The sequence below is a fragment of the Pseudomonas sp. FFUP_PS_473 genome (genome assembly GCF_002858665.1).
GTDB lineage: Bacteria > Pseudomonadota > Gammaproteobacteria > Pseudomonadales > Pseudomonadaceae > Aquipseudomonas > Aquipseudomonas defluvii.
Genome location: NZ_PJQQ01000014.1, coordinates 114,495 through 134,933, shown reverse-complemented (window position 1 = coordinate 134,933; position 20,439 = coordinate 114,495). Strand labels below are relative to the sequence as shown.

20 protein-coding genes and 1 riboswitch are annotated in these 20,439 nt (G+C 60.8%); of the genes, 10 read left to right on the top strand and 10 right to left on the bottom strand.

Annotated features, from left to right (window positions below):
• Positions 1–112: 112 nt before the first annotated feature.
• The 6 genes from fba to tkt all read right to left on the bottom strand — a co-directional run bounded on the left by fba (position 113) and on the right by tkt (position 6,302).
• Entirely contained in the window at positions 113–1,177 is a 1,065-nt protein-coding gene (fba, locus tag CYD26_RS12125) for a class II fructose-bisphosphate aldolase (protein ID WP_065760286.1), read from the bottom strand.
• A gap of 100 nt (positions 1,178–1,277) precedes the next feature.
• The gene (locus tag CYD26_RS12120) at positions 1,278–1,598 is read right to left on the bottom strand and encodes an MliC family protein (protein ID WP_102052707.1); all 321 of its coding nucleotides are present in this window, start codon (positions 1,596–1,598) and stop codon (positions 1,278–1,280) included.
• Between the two features lie 57 nt (positions 1,599–1,655).
• Positions 1,656–1,874: a hypothetical protein gene (locus CYD26_RS12115; protein WP_065760284.1), complete on the bottom strand. Its 219-nt coding sequence runs from the start codon at positions 1,872–1,874 to the stop codon at positions 1,656–1,658.
• 32 nt (positions 1,875–1,906) lie between these two features.
• Positions 1,907–3,070 carry a phosphoglycerate kinase gene (locus tag CYD26_RS12110; RefSeq protein WP_065760283.1) on the bottom strand — a complete coding sequence of 388 codons (1,164 nt, stop codon included), beginning with the start codon at positions 3,068–3,070 and terminating at the stop codon, positions 1,907–1,909.
• Positions 3,071–3,082: 12 nt separating this feature from the next.
• On the bottom strand, positions 3,083–4,150 hold the full coding sequence (epd, locus tag CYD26_RS12105) for an erythrose-4-phosphate dehydrogenase (protein WP_065760282.1): 1,068 nt from the start codon (positions 4,148–4,150) through the stop codon (positions 3,083–3,085).
• 154 nt (positions 4,151–4,304) lie between these two features.
• The gene (tkt, locus tag CYD26_RS12100) at positions 4,305–6,302 is read right to left on the bottom strand and encodes a transketolase (RefSeq protein WP_065760281.1); all 1,998 of its coding nucleotides are present in this window, start codon (positions 6,300–6,302) and stop codon (positions 4,305–4,307) included.
• A 260-nt stretch (positions 6,303–6,562) separates the two neighbouring features.
• Here tkt and CYD26_RS12095 point away from each other — a divergent pair, with 260 nt between their 5' ends.
• The 4 genes from CYD26_RS12095 to CYD26_RS12080 all read left to right on the top strand — a co-directional run bounded on the left by CYD26_RS12095 (position 6,563) and on the right by CYD26_RS12080 (position 11,050).
• Positions 6,563–7,558, top strand: a complete 996-nt coding sequence (locus CYD26_RS12095; RefSeq protein WP_065760280.1) for a metalloregulator ArsR/SmtB family transcription factor — start codon at positions 6,563–6,565, stop codon at positions 7,556–7,558.
• Between the two features lie 20 nt (positions 7,559–7,578).
• Entirely contained in the window at positions 7,579–8,769 is a 1,191-nt protein-coding gene (gene metK, locus CYD26_RS12090; protein WP_065760279.1) for a methionine adenosyltransferase, read from the top strand.
• 150 nt (positions 8,770–8,919) lie between these two features.
• Positions 8,920–10,596 (top strand): NAD-dependent DNA ligase LigB, encoded by a 1,677-nt coding sequence (gene ligB / locus CYD26_RS12085; RefSeq protein WP_102052706.1) that lies wholly within the window; start codon positions 8,920–8,922, stop codon positions 10,594–10,596.
• A 58-nt stretch (positions 10,597–10,654) separates the two neighbouring features.
• Positions 10,655–11,050 carry a DUF1090 domain-containing protein gene (locus CYD26_RS12080; protein ID WP_102052705.1) on the top strand — a complete coding sequence of 132 codons (396 nt, stop codon included), beginning with the start codon at positions 10,655–10,657 and terminating at the stop codon, positions 11,048–11,050.
• Between the two features lie 67 nt (positions 11,051–11,117).
• Here the strand turns inward: CYD26_RS12080 and CYD26_RS12075 are convergent, their stop codons facing one another.
• Positions 11,118–11,567: a cytochrome c gene (locus CYD26_RS12075; RefSeq protein WP_102052704.1), complete on the bottom strand. Its 450-nt coding sequence runs from the start codon at positions 11,565–11,567 to the stop codon at positions 11,118–11,120.
• A gap of 125 nt (positions 11,568–11,692) precedes the next feature.
• On the opposite strand from CYD26_RS12075, the gene CYD26_RS12070 reads away from it, so the two are divergent.
• Positions 11,693–12,841, top strand: coding sequence for a murein transglycosylase A (locus CYD26_RS12070; RefSeq protein WP_102052703.1), 1,149 nt, complete (start codon positions 11,693–11,695; stop codon positions 12,839–12,841).
• A 7-nt stretch (positions 12,842–12,848) separates the two neighbouring features.
• On the opposite strand, the gene CYD26_RS12065 is transcribed toward CYD26_RS12070, so the two are convergent.
• Positions 12,849–13,235, bottom strand: coding sequence for an MAPEG family protein (locus tag CYD26_RS12065; RefSeq protein ID WP_065760274.1), 387 nt, complete (start codon positions 13,233–13,235; stop codon positions 12,849–12,851).
• 26 nt (positions 13,236–13,261) lie between these two features.
• A complete protein-coding gene (locus CYD26_RS12060; RefSeq protein ID WP_065760273.1) occupies positions 13,262–14,095 on the bottom strand; it encodes an EamA family transporter in 834 nt (277 codons plus the stop codon).
• Positions 14,096–14,987: 892 nt separating this feature from the next.
• On the opposite strand from CYD26_RS12060, the gene CYD26_RS12055 reads away from it, so the two are divergent.
• A complete protein-coding gene (locus CYD26_RS12055) occupies positions 14,988–15,296 on the top strand; it encodes a DUF3077 domain-containing protein (protein WP_099773380.1) in 309 nt (102 codons plus the stop codon).
• Between the two features lie 31 nt (positions 15,297–15,327).
• On the opposite strand, the gene CYD26_RS12050 is transcribed toward CYD26_RS12055, so the two are convergent.
• Positions 15,328–15,726, bottom strand: a complete 399-nt coding sequence (locus CYD26_RS12050) for an acyl-CoA thioesterase (RefSeq protein WP_065761755.1) — start codon at positions 15,724–15,726, stop codon at positions 15,328–15,330.
• A gap of 183 nt (positions 15,727–15,909) precedes the next feature.
• A riboswitch (S-adenosyl-L-homocysteine riboswitch) is annotated at positions 15,910–16,015 on the top strand.
• A 21-nt stretch (positions 16,016–16,036) separates the two neighbouring features.
• Here CYD26_RS12050 and ahcY point away from each other — a divergent pair.
• From ahcY to CYD26_RS12030, 4 genes are all read left to right on the top strand, one after another.
• The gene (ahcY, locus tag CYD26_RS12045; RefSeq protein ID WP_102052702.1) at positions 16,037–17,446 is read left to right on the top strand and encodes an adenosylhomocysteinase; all 1,410 of its coding nucleotides are present in this window, start codon (positions 16,037–16,039) and stop codon (positions 17,444–17,446) included.
• A gap of 95 nt (positions 17,447–17,541) precedes the next feature.
• On the top strand, positions 17,542–18,387 hold the full coding sequence (gene metF / locus CYD26_RS12040; protein ID WP_099773379.1) for a methylenetetrahydrofolate reductase [NAD(P)H]: 846 nt from the start codon (positions 17,542–17,544) through the stop codon (positions 18,385–18,387).
• Between the two features lie 130 nt (positions 18,388–18,517).
• Positions 18,518–19,594 (top strand): hypothetical protein, encoded by a 1,077-nt coding sequence (locus CYD26_RS12035; protein WP_102052701.1) that lies wholly within the window; start codon positions 18,518–18,520, stop codon positions 19,592–19,594.
• A 54-nt stretch (positions 19,595–19,648) separates the two neighbouring features.
• Positions 19,649–20,434 carry an ABC transporter substrate-binding protein gene (locus CYD26_RS12030; protein ID WP_102052700.1) on the top strand — a complete coding sequence of 262 codons (786 nt, stop codon included), beginning with the start codon at positions 19,649–19,651 and terminating at the stop codon, positions 20,432–20,434.
• The last annotated feature ends 5 nt before the right edge of the window (positions 20,435–20,439 follow it).

Genomic DNA, 20,439 nt, shown 5'->3' with positions numbered 1-20,439 from the left:
CAAGTCACCCATTCAGCCACCACAGCCAAACGGGTTGCGCTAACGCGCAACGCGCCATGCCTGGCGCACAACAAAAAACCCGCATCGCTGCGGGTTTTCCGGGTTACCGGGCTTAGTTGACCTTGGCAGCCAGCTCACCTTTGGCATAACGCTGGAACATGCCTTCCAGGGAGATCGGCTTGATCTTCGAGGCATTACCGGCAGTACCGAAGGCTTCGTAGCGGGCGATGCAGACGTCACGCATGGCCTTGACGGTTTCGGCGAAGAACTTGCGTGGGTCGAACTCGCTTGGGTTCATCGCCATGTGACGGCGCATCGCACCGGTAGAGGCCAGACGCAAGTCAGTGTCGATGTTGACCTTGCGCACGCCGTACTTGATGCCTTCGACGATTTCTTCAACCGGTACGCCGTAGGTCTCTTTGATCTCACCGCCGTACTGGTTGATGATCGCCAGCCACTCTTGCGGAACCGAAGAAGAACCGTGCATCACCAGGTGGGTGTTAGGAATGCGCTTGTGGATTTCCTTGATACGCTCGATTGCCAGGATGTCACCGGTTGGCGGCTTGGTGAACTTGTACGCGCCGTGGCTGGTGCCGATGGCAATGGCCAGGGCATCGACCTGAGTCTTCTTGACGAAGTCTGCCGCTTCTTCAGGGTCGGTCAGCATCTGGCTGTGATCCAGCACGCCTTCTGCACCAATGCCGTCTTCTTCGCCGGCCATACCGGTTTCCAGCGAGCCCAGGCAGCCCAGCTCACCTTCTACGGAAACGCCACAGGCGTGAGCCAAGGCCACGGTCTGCTGAGTAACGCGAACGTTGTACTCGTAGTCGGTTGGCGTCTTGCCGTCTTCACCCAGCGAGCCGTCCATCATGACCGAGCTGAAACCCAGCTGAATCGAACGCTGGCAGACATCCGGGCTGGTGCCGTGGTCCTGGTGCATGCACACCGGGATATGCGGGAATTCTTCGATTGCGGCCAGGATCAGGTGACGCAGGAATGGGGCGCCAGCGTATTTACGGGCACCGGCCGAGGCCTGGACGATCACCGGAGAGTCGGTCTTGTCGGCCGCTTCCATGATGGCGCGCATTTGCTCAAGGTTGTTGACGTTGAAAGCTGGAACGCCGTAGCCAAATTCAGCGGCGTGGTCCAGCATCTGGCGCATGCTAATGAGTGCCATGTTATGTGTCTCTCCCGACGAGGGTCGTTAATCGTGCAAGCCTGCCGTAGCGGCGGCTGCTATTCAAGTAGTGTGGACCAGCGCACGCTGGCCCGGCCAGTCACGGTGCCTTGCAGCCCCGTCCTATCAAATCGTTGGTTGCTACCCAGTACACCTGGCCTTCGTTACCTTGGGTGTGGAAGGCCAATACGCCATCGCTGTACAGCGCTCCGGAAGCCCCCGGCTCAGGCTTGAGCCGATAGACCCGGTCGCCGCCGCCCAGTCGAACATCCATGGACTGCTGGTGGCTATCGGCAAAGCGCCAGAACACTTCTGCCTGACTGTCGCACACCCAGCGTGTCCAGTTACCCGCAACCGGCTGAGGATTGCTCACGCAGCCTGCCAGTGTCGCCAAGCCCATCAGGGCCAGAACGCGTTTCATCACATGTCCTCTAAGACCACAACACGGTCAGCGGGTTGCATTGAATCACTGAATCACTCAAGGGCAACCATGCGCCTGACGCTGATGCTCGTCGTCATACTTTTCCAGGCCATCCGGGCCAAGCCTTTTACTGATGACCGGCGCGGTTTCGGCCTGCCATTCAGACTGGTAGCAGCCGCCCTTCGACACACCCGCCTGGTTCGCCTCAGGCGCGGCCGTGCTGGAGCAGCCACTCAGCACTGCCGCCAGGATCACCACAGGCAATAGTTTGACCATCAGGCTGCTCCCTTTGCCAGGCACTGAACGATTCAGGCCTTGGCCCGTTGTTCCAGCATGTCGACCGCCGGCAAGACCTTGCCCTCGACGAATTCGAGGAAGGCACCACCGCCAGTAGAAATGTAGGAGATATCAGCACCAACACCATACTTGTCGATAGCGGCCAGGGTGTCGCCACCACCGGCAATGGAGAACGCTTCGCTCTGGGCGATGGCGTGCGCCAGTACCTTGGTGCCATTACCGAACTGGTCGAACTCGAAGACGCCAACCGGACCGTTCCAGAGAATGGTCTTGGAGGACTTCAGCAGCTCGGCAAAGTGCTCGGCGGTTTTCGGCCCGATATCGAGGATCATGTCGTCATCGGCAACGTCAGCAACGGCCTTGACGGTGGCAGCAGCGCTTTCGGCAAATTCCTTGGCAACCACCACATCCACCGGCAGCGGCACGCTGACCTTGGCCGCAATGGCTTTGGCGGTTTCAACCAGATCAGGTTCGTACAGCGACTTGCCGACCTTGTAGCCCGCTGCCGCCAGGAAGGTGTTGGCGATGCCACCACCGACGATCAGTTGATCGCAGATCTGGCTCAGGCTGTTCAGTACGTCCAGCTTGGTGGAAACCTTGGAGCCGGCAACGATGGCTGCCATTGGCTTGGCCGGGGCGCCCAGCGCCTTGCCCAGCGCGTCCAGCTCAGCGGCCAGCAGAGGGCCCGCCGCCGCGACCTTGGCGAACTTGGCAACGCCGTGGGTCGAACCCTCGGCGCGGTGAGCAGTACCGAACGCATCCATGACGAAGACGTCGCACAGGGCGGCGTACTTCTGGGCCAGTTCATCGGCGTTCTTCTTCTCACCCTTGTTGAAGCGCACGTTCTCGAACAGCACAACGTCACCAGCCTTGACCTCAACGCCATCGAGGTAATCGGCGATCAGCGGTACATCGCGACCCAGCGCCTTGCTGAGGTAGTCGGCAACCGGCTTAAGGCTGTTTTCGGCGGAAAACTCGCCTTCGCTCGGACGCCCCAGGTGAGAGCAAACCATCACGGCCGCACCCTTTTCCAAGGCCAGCTTGATGGTCGGCAGCGAAGCAAGGATACGCGCATCGCTGGCAACCACACCGTCCTTGACAGGAACGTTGAGGTCTTCGCGGATCAGTACGCGCTTACCGTGCAGATCGAGGTCGGTCATCTTCAAAACGGTCATGAATGCAGTCCTTCAGGGCTGTTTGCGAGTGGTGCAAGTGGGGTCGGCGACACGCAGGTAATGACCGGCGACGTCGAGCATACGGTTGGCGAAACCCCATTCGTTGTCGAACCAGGCCAACAGGTTCACCAGCCGGGGGCCGGAAACACGGGTCTGGCTGGCATCGACAATGGCCGAATGCGGGTCATGGTTAAAGTCGCAGCTGGCATGCGGCAATTCAGTGTAGGCCAGCAGGCCGTGCAGCGGGCCACTCAAGGCTGCTTCACGGAGTACCTGATTGACCTGCGCGGCATCAGTGTCGCGCGAGGTCTGCAGGGTGATATCCAGGCACGAAACGTTCACCGTCGGCACCCGTACCGCTTTGGCCTGGATTCGACCGGCAAGTTCCGGCAACAGGCGCTCGATACCTCGCGCCAGGCCCGTGGAAACCGGAATCACGGACTGGAAGGCCGAACGCGTGCGGCGCAGGTCTTCGTGATGATAGGCATCAATGACGGGCTGATCGTTCATCGCCGAGTGAATGGTCGTGATCGACACATACTCAAGGCCAAAGGCCTCATCCAGCACCCGTAACAGCGGCACACCGCAGTTGGTGGTACAGGATGCGTTCGAGACCAGACGCTCATGCCCGATCAGGCAGCCCTGGTTGATGCCATAGACGATGGTGGCGTCGACATCTGCCTCGCTCGCCATCGGCTGGGAAAACAGCACACGTGGCGCACCGGCATCCAGAAACCGTTGGCCATCGGCGCGGGTGTTATAGGCACCGGAGCACTCCAGCACCAGATCGATATCCAGTGCAGCCCAGTCGATACCTTCCGGGGTTGCACTGCGCAGTACTTTCACGCAGTCGCCGTTGATGTGCAGGCAATCGCCGTCGACCTTCACCTCACCGGGGAAACGTCCATGGGTGGAGTCAAAGCGCGTGAGGTACTCGAGGCTGGCCTGATCAGCCAGATCGTTCAAGGCGACGATCTCGAAACCGGCCTTCGACCCGCGCTCGAACAAAGCACGCAAGACACAACGACCAATACGGCCATAGCCGTTGAGTGCAACTCTATAAGGGCGCGGTTGGGACATAGAATGCTCACGGAACAGAAGCGTTATTCTGCAGCCTGTGGAAAACGCGGTGCGTTCAATCGCTGGCACGCCAGCGCCCACAGGAATCTCGATGCCCCTGTGGGCGCTGGTTTGCCGGCGAAACGCCGACACCAGCCCCCACAGGGCAACGCGATCAGTCTTCCAGCAGCTCTTCGGCGGTGCCCAGGATGTTCTCCAGGGTGAAGCCGAATTCTTCGAACAGGGCTGGCGCAGGGGCCGACTCGCCGAAGGTGGTCATACCGATGATGCGACCTTCCAGGCCCACGTACTTGTACCAGAAGTCCGCGTGAGCAGCTTCAATGGCGATACGTGCGCCAACTTCGACTGGCAGAACGGCTTGCTTGTAGCCAGCGTCCTGGGCGTCGAACACGGTGGTGCAAGGCATCGATACCACACGGACCTTACGGCCTTGCTCGGTCAGTTTGTCGTAGGCCTGAACGGCCAGGCCCACTTCCGAGCCGGTGGCGATCAGGATCAGCTCTGGCTCGCCAACGCTGTCCTTGAGCACATAACCGCCACGCGCGATATCCGCCACTTGAGCCGCATCGCGTGGCTGGTGTGGCAGGTTCTGACGCGAGAAGATCAGTGCCGACGGGCCGTCGTTACGCTCAACGGCGAACTTCCAGGCCACCGCCGACTCGACCGCATCGGCCGGGCGCCAGGTGTCCAGGTTCGGCGTGCAGCGCAGGCTGGCCAGTTGCTCGATTGGCTGGTGGGTCGGGCCGTCTTCGCCCAGGCCGATGGAGTCGTGGGTGAACACATACAGCACACGCTTCTTCATCAGCGCCGACATGCGCACAGCGTTGCGGGCGTATTCCATGAAGATCAGGAAGGTCGCGCCGTACGGCACGAAACCACCGTGCAGGGCCACGCCGTTCATGATGGCGCTCATGCCGAACTCACGTACGCCGTAGAACATGTAGTTACCGCTGGCGTCTTCAGCGCTGACACCCTTGCAGCCTTTCCACAGGGTCAGGTTGGAGCCGGCCAGGTCAGCCGAACCGCCAAGGAATTCAGGCAGCAACGGGCCGAAGGCATTCAGTGCGTTCTGGCTGGCCTTGCGGCTGGCGATGGTTTCGCCCTTGGCCGCAACGTCGGCGATGTAGGCAGCGGCTTTTTCCGAGAAATCGGCCGGCAGTTCACCGCTCAGGCGACGTTTCAGTTCGCTGGCCAGCTCAGGGAAGGCTGCGGCATAGGCGTCAAAACGAGCACTCCATTCGGCCTCAACAGCCTTGCCGGCTTCCTTGGCGTCCCATTCGGCGTAGATGTCGGCCGGGATTTCGAATGGACCGTGGTTCCAGTTCAGCTCTTTGCGCGCCAGGGCGATTTCGTCGTTACCCAGTGGAGCACCGTGACAGTCTTCCTTGCCCTGCTTGTTCGGCGAACCGAAACCAATGATGGTCTTGCAGCAGATCAGGGTTGGCTTATCACTCTTGCGAGCGGTCTCGATGGCGGTCTTGATCTCGTCGGCATCGTGACCGTTGACGTTGCGGATCACCTGCCAGTTGTAGGCTTCGAAACGCTTCGGCGTGTCATCCGTGAACCAGCCTTCGACTTCACCATCGATGGAGATGCCGTTGTCATCGTAGAAGGCAATCAACTTGCCCAGGCCCAGGGTGCCGGCCAGGGAAGCGACTTCATGGGAAATACCTTCCATCATGCAGCCATCACCCAGGAAAACGTAGGTGTGGTGGTCGACGACGTTGTGGCCTTCACGGTTGAACTGGGCGCCCAGCACCTTCTCGGCAATGGCGAAGCCCACGGCGTTGGCCAGGCCCTGACCGAGCGGGCCGGTGGTGGTCTCGACACCTGGGGTGTATCCATACTCCGGGTGGCCCGGGGTACGGCTGTGCAACTGACGGAAGTTCTTCAGGTCGTCGATCGACAGGTCGTAGCCGGTCAGGTGCAGCAGCGAGTAAATCAGCATCGAACCGTGGCCGTTCGACAGCACGAAGCGGTCGCGGTCGGCAAAAGCCGGGTTGCTCGGGTTGTGCTTCAGGTAGTCACGCCAAAGAACTTCGGCGATATCCGCCATGCCCATAGGGGCACCTGGGTGGCCGCTGTTGGCCTTTTGCACGGCATCCATGCTGAGGGCACGAATGGCGTTGGCACGCTCACGACGGCTGGGCATCGCTTATCTCCTGGGGGCTTGAATAAGTAACGGGACAGAAAAAGGCGGCCATTTTCGCCCAGTCACAGGCTCGGGGGCAATGACGGATGGTCGCTGTCGGGTGATTTTCCTGTGATTGAGGTTGGTTTTGGCGAATCGCCCGGTCAAACAGCCGAATTTGTCGCCGGACATGCCTTTGCACAGCCCACTCATCGCGCAATATCAAAACTTTTTGATATTGCGCTTGCGACAGCGGAGGTCGCTGACTAGACTGCCGCCCCATGAACCTACGCGTGCCGTCAGTCCGCCATGAGCAAAGCGACGAGCTGGCGGCCCTGTGCAAGGCCGGCGGCGATCCGCTGCGCCTGAATGTGTTGCGTGCACTGGCCAACGATTCGTTTGGGGTACTGGAACTGGCGCAGATCTTCGCGATCGGCCAGTCCGGCATGAGCCACCACTTGAAGGTACTGGCTCAAGCCACACTGGTCGCCACACGCCGTGAAGGCAATGCCATCTTCTACCGCCGCGCCCTGCCCGACAGCCTTCGCCTGGGTGGCAAGCTGCACGCAGCGCTGCTGGAAGAAGTGGACAGCCTGTCGTTGCCGGCCGAGGTGCAGGCACGGATGGCACTCGTGCAACAACGCCGCGCGGCCACCAGCCAGGATTTTTTCCAGCGCGTAGAAGAAAAGTTTCGTGCCCAGCAGGACCTGATCGCCGGCCTCGCACAATACCGCGAGAGCCTGCTGAGCCTGCTCGACAAGCTAAGCTTCGCCCCCGGCGCCAGCGCGCTTGAAGTCGGCCCGGGCGATGGCGAGTTCCTACCCGAACTGGCCAAGCGTTTCGAGCAGGTAACCGCCCTGGACAACAGCCCGACCATGCTCGAACTGGCGCGTCAGGTGTGCCAACGCGAGCGTCTGGCTAACGTAAACCTGCAGTTGGCCGATGCACTCAGTGCAACGGATGTCGACGCCGACTGCGTGGTGCTGAACATGGTCTTGCACCACTTCAGTGCTCCGGCCGATGCCCTGCGGCAACTGGCCACCCGTGTCAAACCAGGCGGCAGCCTGTTGGTTACAGAGTTGTGCAGCCACGACCAGAGTTGGGCCAGAGAGGCCTGCGGTGATCTCTGGCTAGGCTTTGAGCAGGACGACCTGGCCCGCTGGGCCAATGCTGCGGGACTGGCTCCCGGGGACAGCCTCTATGTGGGCTTACGTAATGGTTTCCAGATTCAGGTCCGCCATTTTCAGCGACCGACTGGCGACACTCACCATCGGTAAATATTTAGGAACCCGTCGAGATGAGCGAATACTCCCTTTTCACGTCCGAGTCTGTGTCTGAAGGGCATCCGGACAAAATCGCCGACCAGATTTCGGACGCCGTACTGGACGCAATCATCGCCCAGGACAAATACGCCCGTGTCGCTTGCGAAACCATGGTGAAAACCGGCGTAGCGATCATTGCTGGCGAAGTCACCACATCGGCCTGGGTCGACCTCGAAGAAATCGTTCGTAAAGTCATCATCGACATCGGCTACAACAGCTCCGACGTCGGCTTCGACGGCGCCACCTGCGCTGTGATGAACATCATCGGCAAACAGTCCGTGGACATCGCCCAGGGCGTTGACCGCAGCAAGCCGGAAGACCAGGGCGCGGGCGACCAGGGCCTGATGTTCGGCTACGCCAGCAACGAAACCGACGTGCTGATGCCAGCACCGATCTGCTTCTCTCACCGTCTGGTCCAGCGCCAGGCCGAAGCCCGCAAATCCGGCCTGCTGCCATGGCTGCGTCCGGATGCCAAGTCGCAGGTCACCTGCCGTTACGAAGACGGCAAGGTCGTCGGTATCGACGCCGTCGTCCTGTCCACCCAGCACAACCCTGAAGTCTCCCACAAGGACCTGCAGGAAGCTGTGATGGAGCTGATCGTCAAGCACTCCCTGCCTGCCGAACTGCTGCACAAAGGCACCCAGTACCACATCAACCCGACCGGTAGCTTCATCATCGGCGGCCCGGTAGGCGACTGCGGCCTGACCGGTCGCAAGATCATCGTCGACACCTACGGCGGCATGGCCCGTCACGGTGGTGGCGCATTCTCCGGTAAAGACCCATCCAAGGTTGACCGTTCCGCCGCCTACGCCGGCCGCTACGTGGCCAAGAACATCGTCGCCGCAGGCCTGGCCGATCGCTGCGAAATTCAGGTTTCCTACGCGATTGGCGTTGCTCAGCCGACGTCGATCTCGCTGAACACCTTCGGCACCGGCAAAATCAGCGATGACAAGATCATCCAACTGGTTCGCGAGCATTTCGACCTGCGTCCTTACGCAATCACCACCATGCTCGACCTGCTGCACCCGATGTACCAGGAAACTGCAGCCTACGGTCACTTCGGCCGTACTCCGCAGCTGAAGACAGTCGGTGACGACACCTTCACCACCTTCACCTGGGAGCGCACTGACCGCGCCGACGCCCTGCGCGCCGCTGCCGGTCTGTAAGTACCCTGCGTCACCCCAAAGCCCCTGCCGGGTAACCGGCAGGGGCTTTTTTGTGCACCACGGATACACATGTACTGACAACTTCAAGCGCATTGGCCGCTGCAACTTTCCTAGGCTTTGTATTCCTCCCGCCGAGCAAGGATGCTCGCCATGCCTGCACTACTGTTTTCCTTTCTGCTGATGCTGCTCAGTAGCGGCACCCTTGAGGCCAGCACCTGCCCCGAGTGGTCGCAACCCGATGCTCGCCAAGCGATAGAGCACCTGCAACGCCGCCTCACCACCTGGGACGAGCAGTACCATGGCCAAGGCCGGTCAGAGGTCGCTGACGAACTGTATGACCAGAGCCGTGCACGACTGCAGCAGTGGCAGCGCTGCTTTGCCCTCGACACACCGGCCGCCAACCCGCTGAGCAGTGCAAGCGGCCCCATCGCGCATCCGGTCCCACACACAGGACTGCACAAGTTGCCCGATGAATCCGCCGTGCGTACCTGGCTTATGGCAAAGGACGATGTATGGGTGCAGCCCAAAGTCGATGGCGTTGCAGCCACACTTATCTACCGCCAAGGCCGACTGGTACACCTCATCAGTCGCGGCGACGGCACCCACGGGCACGACTGGAGCCGGCACATCCCCGTACTCAGCGCTGTGAACCAAACACTGCCGGAGCCCGTCGACCTGCTGCTCCAGGGCGAGCTTTACTGGCAACTGGACAACCATGTGCAAGCCCATAGCGGCAGCCTGAATGCCCGAGCCGATGTCGCCGGGCGCCTGGCCCGCAAGCAACTCAGTAATGCGGACGGTGCGCGCATCGGTCTGTTCGCCTGGGGCTGGCCAGCAGGCCCACAGGATCCAGCCAAACGCCTGGCGCGCCTGACCGAACTGGGTTTCCCCCTGATCGGCGAGTACAGCCAGCCGATCAGCAGCGCCAGCCAAGCCGCGCACTGGCGCGAGCACTGGTATCGCACCCCGCTGCCCTTCGCCAGCGATGGCGTGGTGCTGCGCCAGGGCAGCCACCCGCCGCCCGAACGCTGGCAAGCCCACCCTCCGCACTGGACAGCCGCATGGAAGTACCCGCTTGCACAGGCGCTGGCGGAGGTGCGCGACGTGCAGTTCGGCATCGGTCGTACCGGGCGCATCAACCCGATCATTCAGGTCGCTCCGGTGCAACTGGACGACCGAACGATACGTCAGGTGAGCGTTGGCTCCCTGCAGCGCTGGCAGCAACTGGACATCCGGCCCGGTGACCAGGTTGCCATCAGCCTGGCCGGCCTGACCATACCGAGGCTTGATGCGGTGGTGCACCGCAACCCACAACGCCAGCCACTTCAAGTACCCGACCCTGCGGCCTACCATCCGCTCAGTTGCTGGCAACCGACACCCGGCTGCCGGGCGCAGTTCCTGTCCCGACTGAACTGGCTAAGCGGCAAGCAAGGGCTGAACCTGACCGGCGTTGGCCAAGGCACCTGGGAGCGGCTGACCGACAGCAGCCATGTCACCCACCTGGTTGATTGGCTGGCCCTGCCCGACAGCCAACTGCAACACATACCGGGGCTGGGCGAACGCAGCAGCAAACACTTGCAACAAAACTTCGCACAGGCTCGCCAGCAGCCGTTTTCCCGCTGGATCCGCGCCCTGGGCATACCCGCGCCCAGCCACCTCGACCTGGGTGACAACTGGCTGGAGCTGGCACAACGCGACACTGCGCGCTGGCAACAGGAAGCGGGTATCGGCCCCAGACGAGCAGCCCAACTGAGCGCATTCTTCCAGGCACCTGAACTGCAAATGCTGGCCGATCAACTGCGCCAGCATGCAATCGAGGGTTTCTAAATTTCTCGGTTCAGGGCAGCATCAACGCTTCTGCTGTCCCGCCCCCTATGGAGCCCCTATGAAACTGCTTTCACCTCTTGCCCTGTTCGCGGCCTGTAGCTTCATGGCTGCACCGCTGCTGGCCGCTGAAGAGCAACCCGGCCTGACAGGCTGCGCAGCCAAACGCCAGGCGATCAGCGAACAGATAGAGCAGGCTCGCGCCCACGGCAACAGCGAACAACAGGCCGGCCTGGAAAAGGCCCTGAGCGAAGTGACAGCCAACTGCACCGATACCGGCCTGCGCAAGGAACGAGAGAAAAAGGTCCTGGAGGCTCGACACGAGGTCGCCCAGCGCCAGAATGACCTTGAAAAAGCCATGAAAAAAGGCGACGCGGAGCGCATCAACAAGCGCAAGGACAAACTGGCAGAGTCGCGCAAGGAGTTGCAGCACGCGCTGGATGAACTGGAAAAGTGACCGCGGTGCATGCCGGCGTCACCTGCATCGCCGACCGGTCAGCGATGCAGTGCTTGCGCTCAACTGATCAGTGATTGCGAAACTCGGTATGGCATGCCTTGCAGGCCTGCTCAACCTTTTGCATCGGTGCCGCCAGCTCTGCAGGCGTCAGCGGCTGATGACGGGTAACCGCGACCAGTTCACCGGTGGCGGCCTCCATCTGCCGGGCAAGCTCCTGGAAGCGCGCCTGCTTCTGCCAGACGTCCTCACGCGCACTGGAGTCCTTTTCCTCGCGCACCTGTGGAAAATGCTTCCACGGTTCGTGCGTCAGGCCATCAAGCTTCAGCGCGCCGTCGGCAAATTTCTGGCTGTCGAACGCCAGCCGCCCACGCAACATGCCGCCCAGGTCTTCGCTGGTCTTGAGCATCTGCTTGAAGATCGCCTTGCGCTGGCCCAGCGGCGAATTCGGATCGACACCGCCACAGGCGGTCAGGGTCATGCAGGCCAGCAGTACTACACAGAGTCGTTTGAACATCATGATCGCTTCGGCTCACAAAAAAGGCTGCCAGTATCCTCGCACGGCCCCCAAAGACCAATACCCTTATCAACACTAGGGGCTGCACGTGCTGCCCAGCACGCGGCAACCTCAGGAAATCGACACCCATGAAGATGACTTTCAGCCGCCTGAACTGGCTGCTACCCGTACTGGCCCTGCTGGCCGGTTGCAATGGCGGCAACCCGGAAAAACCCAAAACGCACGCAATAGCCACCTACACCAGTGCCACCTGGAAAGACCTGCCCCAGGTAAGCGACAGCGACCTGCTGGCGGGCTTCAACGCCTGGCGCAGCGCCTGCGAACGGCTCAAGAGCGATGCCACCTGGGCTGGCACCTGCAACGCTGCCGCAAACATCGCGGCAGAACCCGGTGCGGTTCGTACCTTTCTTCAGACCCGTCTGGACGTGTTCAGCCTGCGCTCGGCCGAAAACAGCGCCAACGGCCTGATCACCGGCTATTACGAGCCGGTCTACCCCGGCAGCCTGACACGCACCGACCACGCCGGCGTCCCGGTCTACGGCGTACCTGATGACCTGGTGGTCGTCGCGCTCGACAGCGTCTACCCGGAACTCAAGGGCAAACGCCTGCGCGGGCGCCTGGAAGGCCGCACCCTGAAACCCTACGACACCGCCGACACCATCCGTCGCCAAGGCGTGAACGCCCCCGTGTTGGCATGGCTGACCGATCCGATGGATCTGCAATTCCTGCAAATTCAGGGTTCAGGCCGTATTCAGCTGGACGATGGTCGCCAGTTGCGCATCGGCTACGCCGACCAGAACGGCCACCCCTATCGCCCTGTGGGTCGCTGGCTGGTCGAACAGGGCCAGTTGAAAAAAGAAGAGGTGACCATGGGCACTATTCATAGCTGGGCCGAGGCCAACCCGACGCGGGTACCGGAACTGCTCGCAAGCAACCCAAGCTATGTGTTCTTCAGCGCCCGCCCGGACAGCAACGAAGGCCCGCGCGGCTCACTCAACGTCCCCCTGACTGCCGGCTATAGCGTGGCCATCGACCGCAAGGTAATCCCGCTGGGCAGCCTGTTGTGGCTGTCGACCACGCGCCCGGACGGCGCGCCGGTAGTGCGCCCGGTCGCGGCGCAGGATACCGGTGGCGCGATCACCGGTGAGGTCCGTGCAGACCTGTTCTGGGGTACCGGCAGCGAAGCCGGCAAACTGGCCGGTGACATGAAGCAACAAGGCCAGATCTGGTTGCTCTGGCCAAAGGGTGCGGCATTGCCAGACGTGCCTCAGGCCTGAGGGTCGATCAGGCCGATACGACGAAAAACGCGGCAATCACACCCATGCCTAGCGCCCAGACCAACGAGCGCAACAGCGCCCAGTCCGCCAGGTAGCAGATGATGTAGAGCAGACGGCTGGTGATGAACATCACCGCCAGCACGTCCTGCGTCACCTGCTCTGCGTTACCGACGACATCGGCAATGATCACTGCCGCGGCGAACGCCGGTGTCACCTCAAAGCTGTTCAACTGCGCGGCATGGGCGCGCCGGGCGAACCCTTCGAGCGTATCGAGAAACGCGCGCGGGTCGTGATTCTCGCGCAAGCCGAAACGACCACCGCCGAACTTCGCCACACCGGTACACAGATAAGGCAGGAACAGCGCGATCAGTACACACCAGAAAGCTACGGTCATGGCAGGGTCCTTTTTGGTTTCTCGGGTCAGAGTTTCATGATCAGCATGCCGATCAACACCAGCGCACAAGCTAAGAGCCTAGGCCCGCCAAAAGGTTCTTTCAGGTAGCGCATGCCAAACAGCACCACCAGAATCACACTGACCTCTCGCAAAGCCGCCGCCTCTGCCACCGAACCCAATTGCATGGCCCAAAGCACCAAGGCATAGCTGAACAACACACAGAACCCAACGGCCAGGCCGAGCCGCCATTGCTCTCGCCAGAACAATACGTAGGGCGCACGGCGGGCCACGGCGGCCAGCACCGGGAAAGGCCAGGCACTGATCAGGGTCAGCCAGACCAGATAGTCCAGCGGCTGCGACCACAACTTGATCGCCGTACCGTCCAGCCAGGTGTAGCAACCGATGCACAGGCCGATCAAGGCAACCACCGGCAGCATCGACCACGGCAGACGGTCACCGCCGCCACCCTGCCAGAGCAGGCAGGCCATGCCGCACGGGATCAGCAGAATGCCAATGATCTGCTGGGTGCTCAGCGACTCGCCAGCAAAGGTCAGGGTGAGCGCCAGCACCACCAAGGGCGACAAACCACGCATCAGCGGATAGACCAGCCCGAGGTCGCCCACCCGGTAGGCTTGAATCAACAGAAAACGGTAAAGCAACTCGAACAGTGCCGAGGCCAACATCCAGGGCCAGACCTCAACCGGCGGCACCTGCACGAAGGCCACCATGACCAGCGCAAACAGCAATGCCACCGCATCCATACTGGCGATCACCAACAGGCGCTCGCCACTGAACTTGATCAGGGTATTCCAGGTTGCATGGAGCACCGCCGCAAGCAGTACCAGAGTCGTTGCCAGCACGTATCAGTTCCTTGGCAGGTCTTGGAAAAGCCATCACTGGCCATCTGCCCACCATACTAACCGCTTCTTGGTGAGGCACTGATGTGCAAGCCACGACAAGTTCCAATAACTTCGCAGGCAAGCCAGCGCCAACAGGGCTGCCGCTCATCATGTAGGAGCCGGGCTTGCCCGCGATGACGTCGGCGCGGTACCAGCAAGTTCGCGGTGTTTCTATCGCAGGCAAGCCAGCTCCAACAGGGCTGCTGCTCAGCGTGTAGGAGCCGGGCTTGCCCGCGATGGCGTCGGCGCGGTACCAGCAAGTTCGCGGTGTTTGTATCGCAGGCAAGCCAGCTCCAACAGGGCTGCCACTCATCGTGTAGGAGCCGGGCTTGCCCGCGATGACGTCGGCGTGGTGCCAGTGAGTTCGCGGCGCTTGTATCGCAGGCAAGCCAGCTCCTACAGGGCTGCCGCTCATCTTGTAGGAGCCGGGCTTGCCCGCGATGACGTCGGCGCGGTACCAGCAAGTTCGCGGTGTTTGTATCGCAGGCAAGCCAGCGCCTACAGGGTTGCAGTTCATTTTGTTGTAGGAAAGCGCCGAAAATGCGCCGCCGTGACAGGGCACTCTGGCTGCTGGGTGGTCCTAGGACATATCCTACGAATTCTGTCGTTTCAGGGATGATTGCTCCCGGGGAAACTCGCCACTAGGCTCGATAGGTCGCTGACACATCAGCGATCGGGTTTGGCGACCCGGCATCGTGGAGCAACTCTGCCTCATCTTTATGGCAGCTGTGCGCGGGAGGGCTCAGGCCCTGCCGGGTTGCTCCGTGTTCCGGTTCGCCAACCTGCGTACAGCTGCCACCCTATGCGTTTGGCGACCATTACGTGGCGGCTTCATTCATCACGGAGCTACGTAATGAAAAAAATCGTTCCCGATCCACCCGAATTCCACGAACTCAAAACCACCGAGAAACCATTCGGCCTGTGCGATGCCGGGCACCCTCAGCTCTTTGCGGTGCGGCCGGGCATCAGTGTCGAGGACGCACTGGTGCATGCCTCGCTGTACCTGAAGTGCGCCAGCCAGACCGGCCCGCTCATGGTTGAGTATTGCAAGGAGCCGGGCCGTGGTTTTGCCCAATCGACCCTGCATTCAGTGGAAATGGCCAAAGGCATCATCGATTCGCTGCTCGACAGCCTGGAAAGCCGCTACACGCAGCCCTCCTGAGGCCTTACGGTCGAGCCGCCAGCATGAATGCTTATTTGACCTCGGTGTCGAACTGATCCTTCATGTACTTGATTTCGGTGCGCCCGTGCGGTGCCGGCAAGCCGTCCTCACCAAGGTTGACGAAGACCATCTTGTCGACGGTGAGGATGCTCTTGCGGGTAATCTTGTTGCGCACTTCACACTTGAGGGTAATGGAGGTGCGGCCAAACTCGGTCGCGGTGATACCCAGCTCGATGATGTCGCCCTGGCGCGAAGCACTGACGAAGTTGATCTCCGACATGTACTTGGTCACCACACGCTGGTTGCCCAACTGGACGATAGCGTAGATCGCCGCTTCCTCGTCGATCCAGCGCAGCAGGCTGCCGCCGAACAGGGTGCCGTTAGGGTTGAGATCTTCAGGCTTTACCCATTTGCGAGTGTGGAAATTCATCTGTACTCCTGACCTTGCTTACCAATCGATGCCGCTAATCATGGCAGAGCCAGCGCACCGGCTCCATTTAACCTCGACTATGGTCTCGATTAATCGACAGAAAGCCTTGGGTAGGAGCCTCGGCATGGCTATAATCGCCATCGTTTCATAACGGTCATCTGCACTTGATACCGTTCCCGCCACCCATCCGAGGGGCGCTGCAGCAGGTTTATCCTGTCAGGCTCGGATGGGGCGTTGTCCTGCAAGGCTTGCCTGCAGACACTAAAACGCACAACGGCGCCCATTCGCACCTTACGAATGGAGGCTCTCAATGAGCGCTGTAAACACGCCTGCAGGTTTTACCGATTTTAAAGTTGCTGACATCTCCCTGGCCGCCTGGGGCCGCCGCGAGGTAATCATCGCCGAATCGGAAATGCCTGCACTGATGGGCCTGCGCCGCAAGTACCTGGAAGAGCAACCGCTCAAAGGTGCCAAGATTCTCGGCTGCATCCACATGACCATTCAGACTGCCGTGCTGATCGAAACCCTGGTTGCCCTGGGTGCCGAGGTACGCTGGTCGTCCTGCAACATTTTCTCCACTCAGGATCAGGCTGCCGCTGCCATCGCTGCTGCCGGCATCCCTGTATTCGCCTGGAAAGGCGAGACTGAAGAAGAGTACGAGTGGTGCATCGAGCAGACCATCCTCAAGGACGGTCAGCCATGGGACGCCAACATGGTGCTGGACGACGGTGGTGACCTGACCGAAATCCTGCACAAGAAATACCCGGCCATGCTGGAAAAAATCCACGGTGTGACCGAAGAAACCACCACCGGCGTACACCGCCTGCTCGACATGCTGGCCAAGGGCGAACTGAAAGTCCCGGCCATCAACGTCAACGACTCGGTCACCAAGAGCAAGAACGACAACAAGTACGGCTGCCGTCACAGCCTGAACGATGCGATCAAGCGCGGCACCGACCACCTGCTGTCGGGCAAGCAAGCCCTGGTCATCGGCTACGGTGACGTGGGCAAGGGTTCGGCCCAGTCCCTGCGTCAGGAAGGCATGATCGTCAAGGTCACCGAAGTCGACCCGATCTGCGCCATGCAAGCCTGCATGGACGGTTTCGAACTGGTTTCGCCATTCAAGGGCGGCATCAACACCGGCACCGAAGCCTGCATCGACAGCGACCTGCTGGGCAAGATCGACCTGATCGTTACCACCACCGGTAACGTCAACGTCTGCGACGCCAACATGCTCAAGGCCCTGAAGAAGCGCGCCGTGGTGTGCAACATCGGCCACTTCGATAACGAAATCGATACCGCGTTCATGCGCAAGAACTGGGCATGGGAAGAGGTCAAGCCGCAGGTGCACAAGGTACACCGCACCGGCCACGGCGACTTCGACCCACAGAACGACGACTACCTGATCCTGCTGGCCGAAGGCCGCCTGGTAAACCTGGGCAACGCCACCGGTCACCCAAGCCGCATCATGGACGGTTCGTTCGCCAACCAGGTCCTGGCCCAGATCTTCCTGTTCCAACAGCAGTTCGCCAACCTGTCGCCAGCCGAGAAAGCCGAGCGCCTGACCGTTGAAGTGCTGCCGAAGAAACTCGACGAAGAAGTCGCCCTGGAAATGGTCCGCGGCTTCGGCGGTGTGGTCACTCAACTGACCCAGCAGCAGGCCGAGTACATCGGCGTGTCCGTCGAAGGTCCGTTCAAGCCACACGCCTATCGCTACTGATGGGCCAAAGCCGGTGCCGCTCTCAAGCGTCACCGGCTTTTTCTTGAGCCGCACCGTTTGGGCGGCTTGCTTGATCGGTTTACCAGGATTTCGCCATGTCTCAGGAACGTCGCTACAGCTTCGAGTTCTTCCCGACCAAGACCGATGCTGGACATGAAAAACTGCTCGCCACTGCCCGTCAGTTGGCTACCTACAACCCCGACTTTTTCTCCTGCACCTACGGTGCCGGTGGCTCGACCCGCGACCGCACGCTCAACACCGTGCTGCAGCTGGAGAGCGAAGTAAAAGTCCCTGCCGCCCCGCACTTGTCATGCGTTGGCGACAGCACCAACGACCTGCGCACCCTGCTCGCCCAGTACAAGGCTGCGGGCATCAAGCGCATCGTTGCCCTGCGCGGCGACCTGCCGTCCGGCATGGGCATGGCCAGCGGCGAGTTGCGTCACGCCAATGACCTGGTTGAGTTCATTCGCAAGGAAAGTGGCGATCACTTCCACATCGAAGTCGCTGCTTACCCTGAAATGCACCCGCAAGCGCGCAACTTCGAGGACGACCTCGCCAACTTTGCACGCAAGGTCCAGGCGGGTGCGGACAGCGCCATCACCCAGTACTTCTTCAACGCCGACAGCTACTTCTACTTCGTCGAGCGCGTGCAACAACTGGGCGTCGATATCCCTGTAGTGCCGGGCATCATGCCAATCACCAACTACAGCAAGCTGGCACGCTTCTCCGACGCCTGCGGCGCCGAGATTCCACGCTGGATCCGCAAGCAGCTGGAAGCCTATGGCGACGACGCGAAGAGCATCCAGGCCTTCGGCGAAGAAGTGATTACCCGCATGTGCGAGCAACTGCTGCAAGGCGGCGCACCGGGCCTGCACTTCTACACCCTGAACCAGGCCGAACCAAGCCTGGCAATCTGGAACAACCTCAAGCTGCCACGCTGACCGAAGCGGCGTTCGCGCCGCTTTCCAGTGCACTGCACGCTCGCGATTATTTGAACTTGAAGGTGCTCTAGCCTAGGCTAGGGCACCTTTGTGCTTTTCTCTATTGGACTATTGGACTGTCACCCTGCCTATGTCTCTAGCTTCTCAACGACCGCAACTGGTTTACCTGGTGTTCGGTGCCCCCACATACCACCAGGAAGCCCAGTTCAGTATTGCCAGCGCCTTGACCAATCTGCGCAAGACACCTGGCGAAGCTATTGATATACAGGTTTTCAGTGATGACCCTGAGCCATACCGTCACCTGCCCGTTACGGTCCACACACTGGATGCAGAAACCCGCACGCAGTGGAACCAGCCCCATGGTTATCATTTCCGCAGCAAACACGTCGTGCTGCGTCAGGTGCTGGAGCAGCATGAACTGGCGCTGCTGATCGACACCGATACGTTCTTCCATCGCTCTCCGATTGAACTGTTTCGACGCATAGCACCGGGTACCTTGCTGTGTAATGCCATAGGCGGCCACTACGGCGATGACCCCAAAGCGCCACTGTATGAGGCACTCGCCACGGTACTGCGCAGCCGCGATCTGGCAGACGACCAGATGCCGCTGCTGAACTCAGGGGTGATGGGCTTGCACTGCAGCGACGCAGCACTGCTTGATCGCTCGATCGCCTACATGGATGAGTTCTACCTGCAGGCCAAAGGCGCCTATACGCTGGAAGAGTTCTGCCTGGCAGTGGCGGCTTACCGCTCAATGAAGGTCAACGAATGCCCTGACCTGATCCATCACTATTGGAGCCGCAAGCAACTGTTCAGGGCCAAGATCCAGGCATGGCTGCGCAAGCACGGCGACGCACCACTCAGCCCTGAAGCCATGGCCGACATACCGCATGTCAACGCAAAGCTGCCACGGCCACCCGCACTGCAACGCATGCTGTACAAGACCGTGAGCCTCGCACTGCCCGAACAGCAACGCCAGTTCCTCCGTGAACTGCTGTATGGCTGCTATGCCTACCCCAACGAGTTCGACCGCGCCTGCGGTTCAGCCTGGTGGGACAAGGCCCTGGAGAACGTCCAGGCGCGCCTTGGCCGAGCATTGACCCGCGAACAGTTGAAGCGCTGGCTGCAGCAACCGGCGCTGCGTCTGGCACTGGGCAAACAGCACCCAAGCGTTCAACAGCACCTGCTGCTGAAGCTGCAGGACTGAATCCAGACGCAGTCACCACTGGTCATCCTGAACCGGTCGTCGTACTCTGCCGACATGTTCGATTTCGCCCGTCTACTGACAGCGCTGTTTCTAGCTTGCCTGAGCACTTTCGCCCTGGGCGAAAAGCTGCGTATTGTTACCGACCCTTGGCCACCCTATGCCTACCAGGAAGGAGAGGAGATCAAGGGGATCGACTACGAGGTGACGGCCGAAGTCTTCAGGCGCCTGGGTGTCGAGGTGGAGTGGCAGTTCCTGCCCTGGAAGCGCTGCCTGAACATGCTGGAACAGGGGCAGGCAGACGGCGTGCTGGATATTTTCCAGACCCGTCAGCGTGACAGCCTGCTGTTTTACCCCAGCGAACCGCTGTCGACCGTAGAGTTCGCGCTGTTCTATGCCAAGGCTCGCCCGCACGTGGTGAACAGCCTGGACGACCTCAAGGGGCTTACTGTCGGCACTTCGCCCGGCTACACCTACGACCCGACCTTCACGGAGTCAACCGCGTTCAACCGCGAGCCCGCCCCCAGCCACGAGGCCAACTTCGGCAAACTGCAACTTGGCCGTATTGACCTGCTGATCACTGATCGTCGGGTCGGCCGCTACCTGATTGCCACCCTGGGCCTGGAGCAGGAGGTCGGTGAGCTGCCCTTGGTCGTCAGCCAACAGCATCAGTACCTCGCCGTACGTCGAAATGTCGGCATGGACCTTCTGGCGCAACGCTTCGCGGCTGAGCTACGGCGCTTCAAGAAGGAGCCTGCCTATGCCGCGCTGTCAGCCCGTTATGACAGTGCCGCAATAAAAAATCAGCCCGCCGTTGAGCAGCAGGAACGCAGCACTCACTGAATGCT

Excerpts from the sequence above, each read along its gene's own strand:
- fba (WP_065760286.1), bottom strand. The coding sequence starts at position 1,177 with ATGGCACTCATTAGCATGCGCCAGATGCTGGACCACGCCGCTGAATTT.
- CYD26_RS12120 (WP_102052707.1), bottom strand. The coding sequence starts at position 1,598 with ATGAAACGCGTTCTGGCCCTGATGGGCTTGGCGACACTGGCAGGCTGC.
- CYD26_RS12115 (WP_065760284.1), bottom strand. The coding sequence starts at position 1,874 with ATGGTCAAACTATTGCCTGTGGTGATCCTGGCGGCAGTGCTGAGTGGC.
- CYD26_RS12110 (WP_065760283.1), bottom strand. The coding sequence starts at position 3,070 with ATGACCGTTTTGAAGATGACCGACCTCGATCTGCACGGTAAGCGCGTA.
- epd (WP_065760282.1), bottom strand. The coding sequence starts at position 4,150 with ATGTCCCAACCGCGCCCTTATAGAGTTGCACTCAACGGCTATGGCCGT.
- tkt (WP_065760281.1), bottom strand. The coding sequence starts at position 6,302 with ATGCCCAGCCGTCGTGAGCGTGCCAACGCCATTCGTGCCCTCAGCATG.
- CYD26_RS12095 (WP_065760280.1), top strand. The coding sequence starts at position 6,563 with ATGAACCTACGCGTGCCGTCAGTCCGCCATGAGCAAAGCGACGAGCTG.
- metK (WP_065760279.1), top strand. The coding sequence starts at position 7,579 with ATGAGCGAATACTCCCTTTTCACGTCCGAGTCTGTGTCTGAAGGGCAT.
- ligB (WP_102052706.1), top strand. The coding sequence starts at position 8,920 with ATGCCTGCACTACTGTTTTCCTTTCTGCTGATGCTGCTCAGTAGCGGC.
- CYD26_RS12080 (WP_102052705.1), top strand. The coding sequence starts at position 10,655 with ATGAAACTGCTTTCACCTCTTGCCCTGTTCGCGGCCTGTAGCTTCATG.
- CYD26_RS12075 (WP_102052704.1), bottom strand. The coding sequence starts at position 11,567 with ATGATGTTCAAACGACTCTGTGTAGTACTGCTGGCCTGCATGACCCTG.
- CYD26_RS12070 (WP_102052703.1), top strand. The coding sequence starts at position 11,693 with ATGAAGATGACTTTCAGCCGCCTGAACTGGCTGCTACCCGTACTGGCC.
- CYD26_RS12065 (WP_065760274.1), bottom strand. The coding sequence starts at position 13,235 with ATGACCGTAGCTTTCTGGTGTGTACTGATCGCGCTGTTCCTGCCTTAT.
- CYD26_RS12055 (WP_099773380.1), top strand. The coding sequence starts at position 14,988 with ATGAAAAAAATCGTTCCCGATCCACCCGAATTCCACGAACTCAAAACC.
- CYD26_RS12050 (WP_065761755.1), bottom strand. The coding sequence starts at position 15,726 with ATGAATTTCCACACTCGCAAATGGGTAAAGCCTGAAGATCTCAACCCT.
- ahcY (WP_102052702.1), top strand. The coding sequence starts at position 16,037 with ATGAGCGCTGTAAACACGCCTGCAGGTTTTACCGATTTTAAAGTTGCT.
- metF (WP_099773379.1), top strand. The coding sequence starts at position 17,542 with ATGTCTCAGGAACGTCGCTACAGCTTCGAGTTCTTCCCGACCAAGACC.
- CYD26_RS12035 (WP_102052701.1), top strand. The coding sequence starts at position 18,518 with ATGTCTCTAGCTTCTCAACGACCGCAACTGGTTTACCTGGTGTTCGGT.
- CYD26_RS12030 (WP_102052700.1), top strand. The coding sequence starts at position 19,649 with ATGTTCGATTTCGCCCGTCTACTGACAGCGCTGTTTCTAGCTTGCCTG.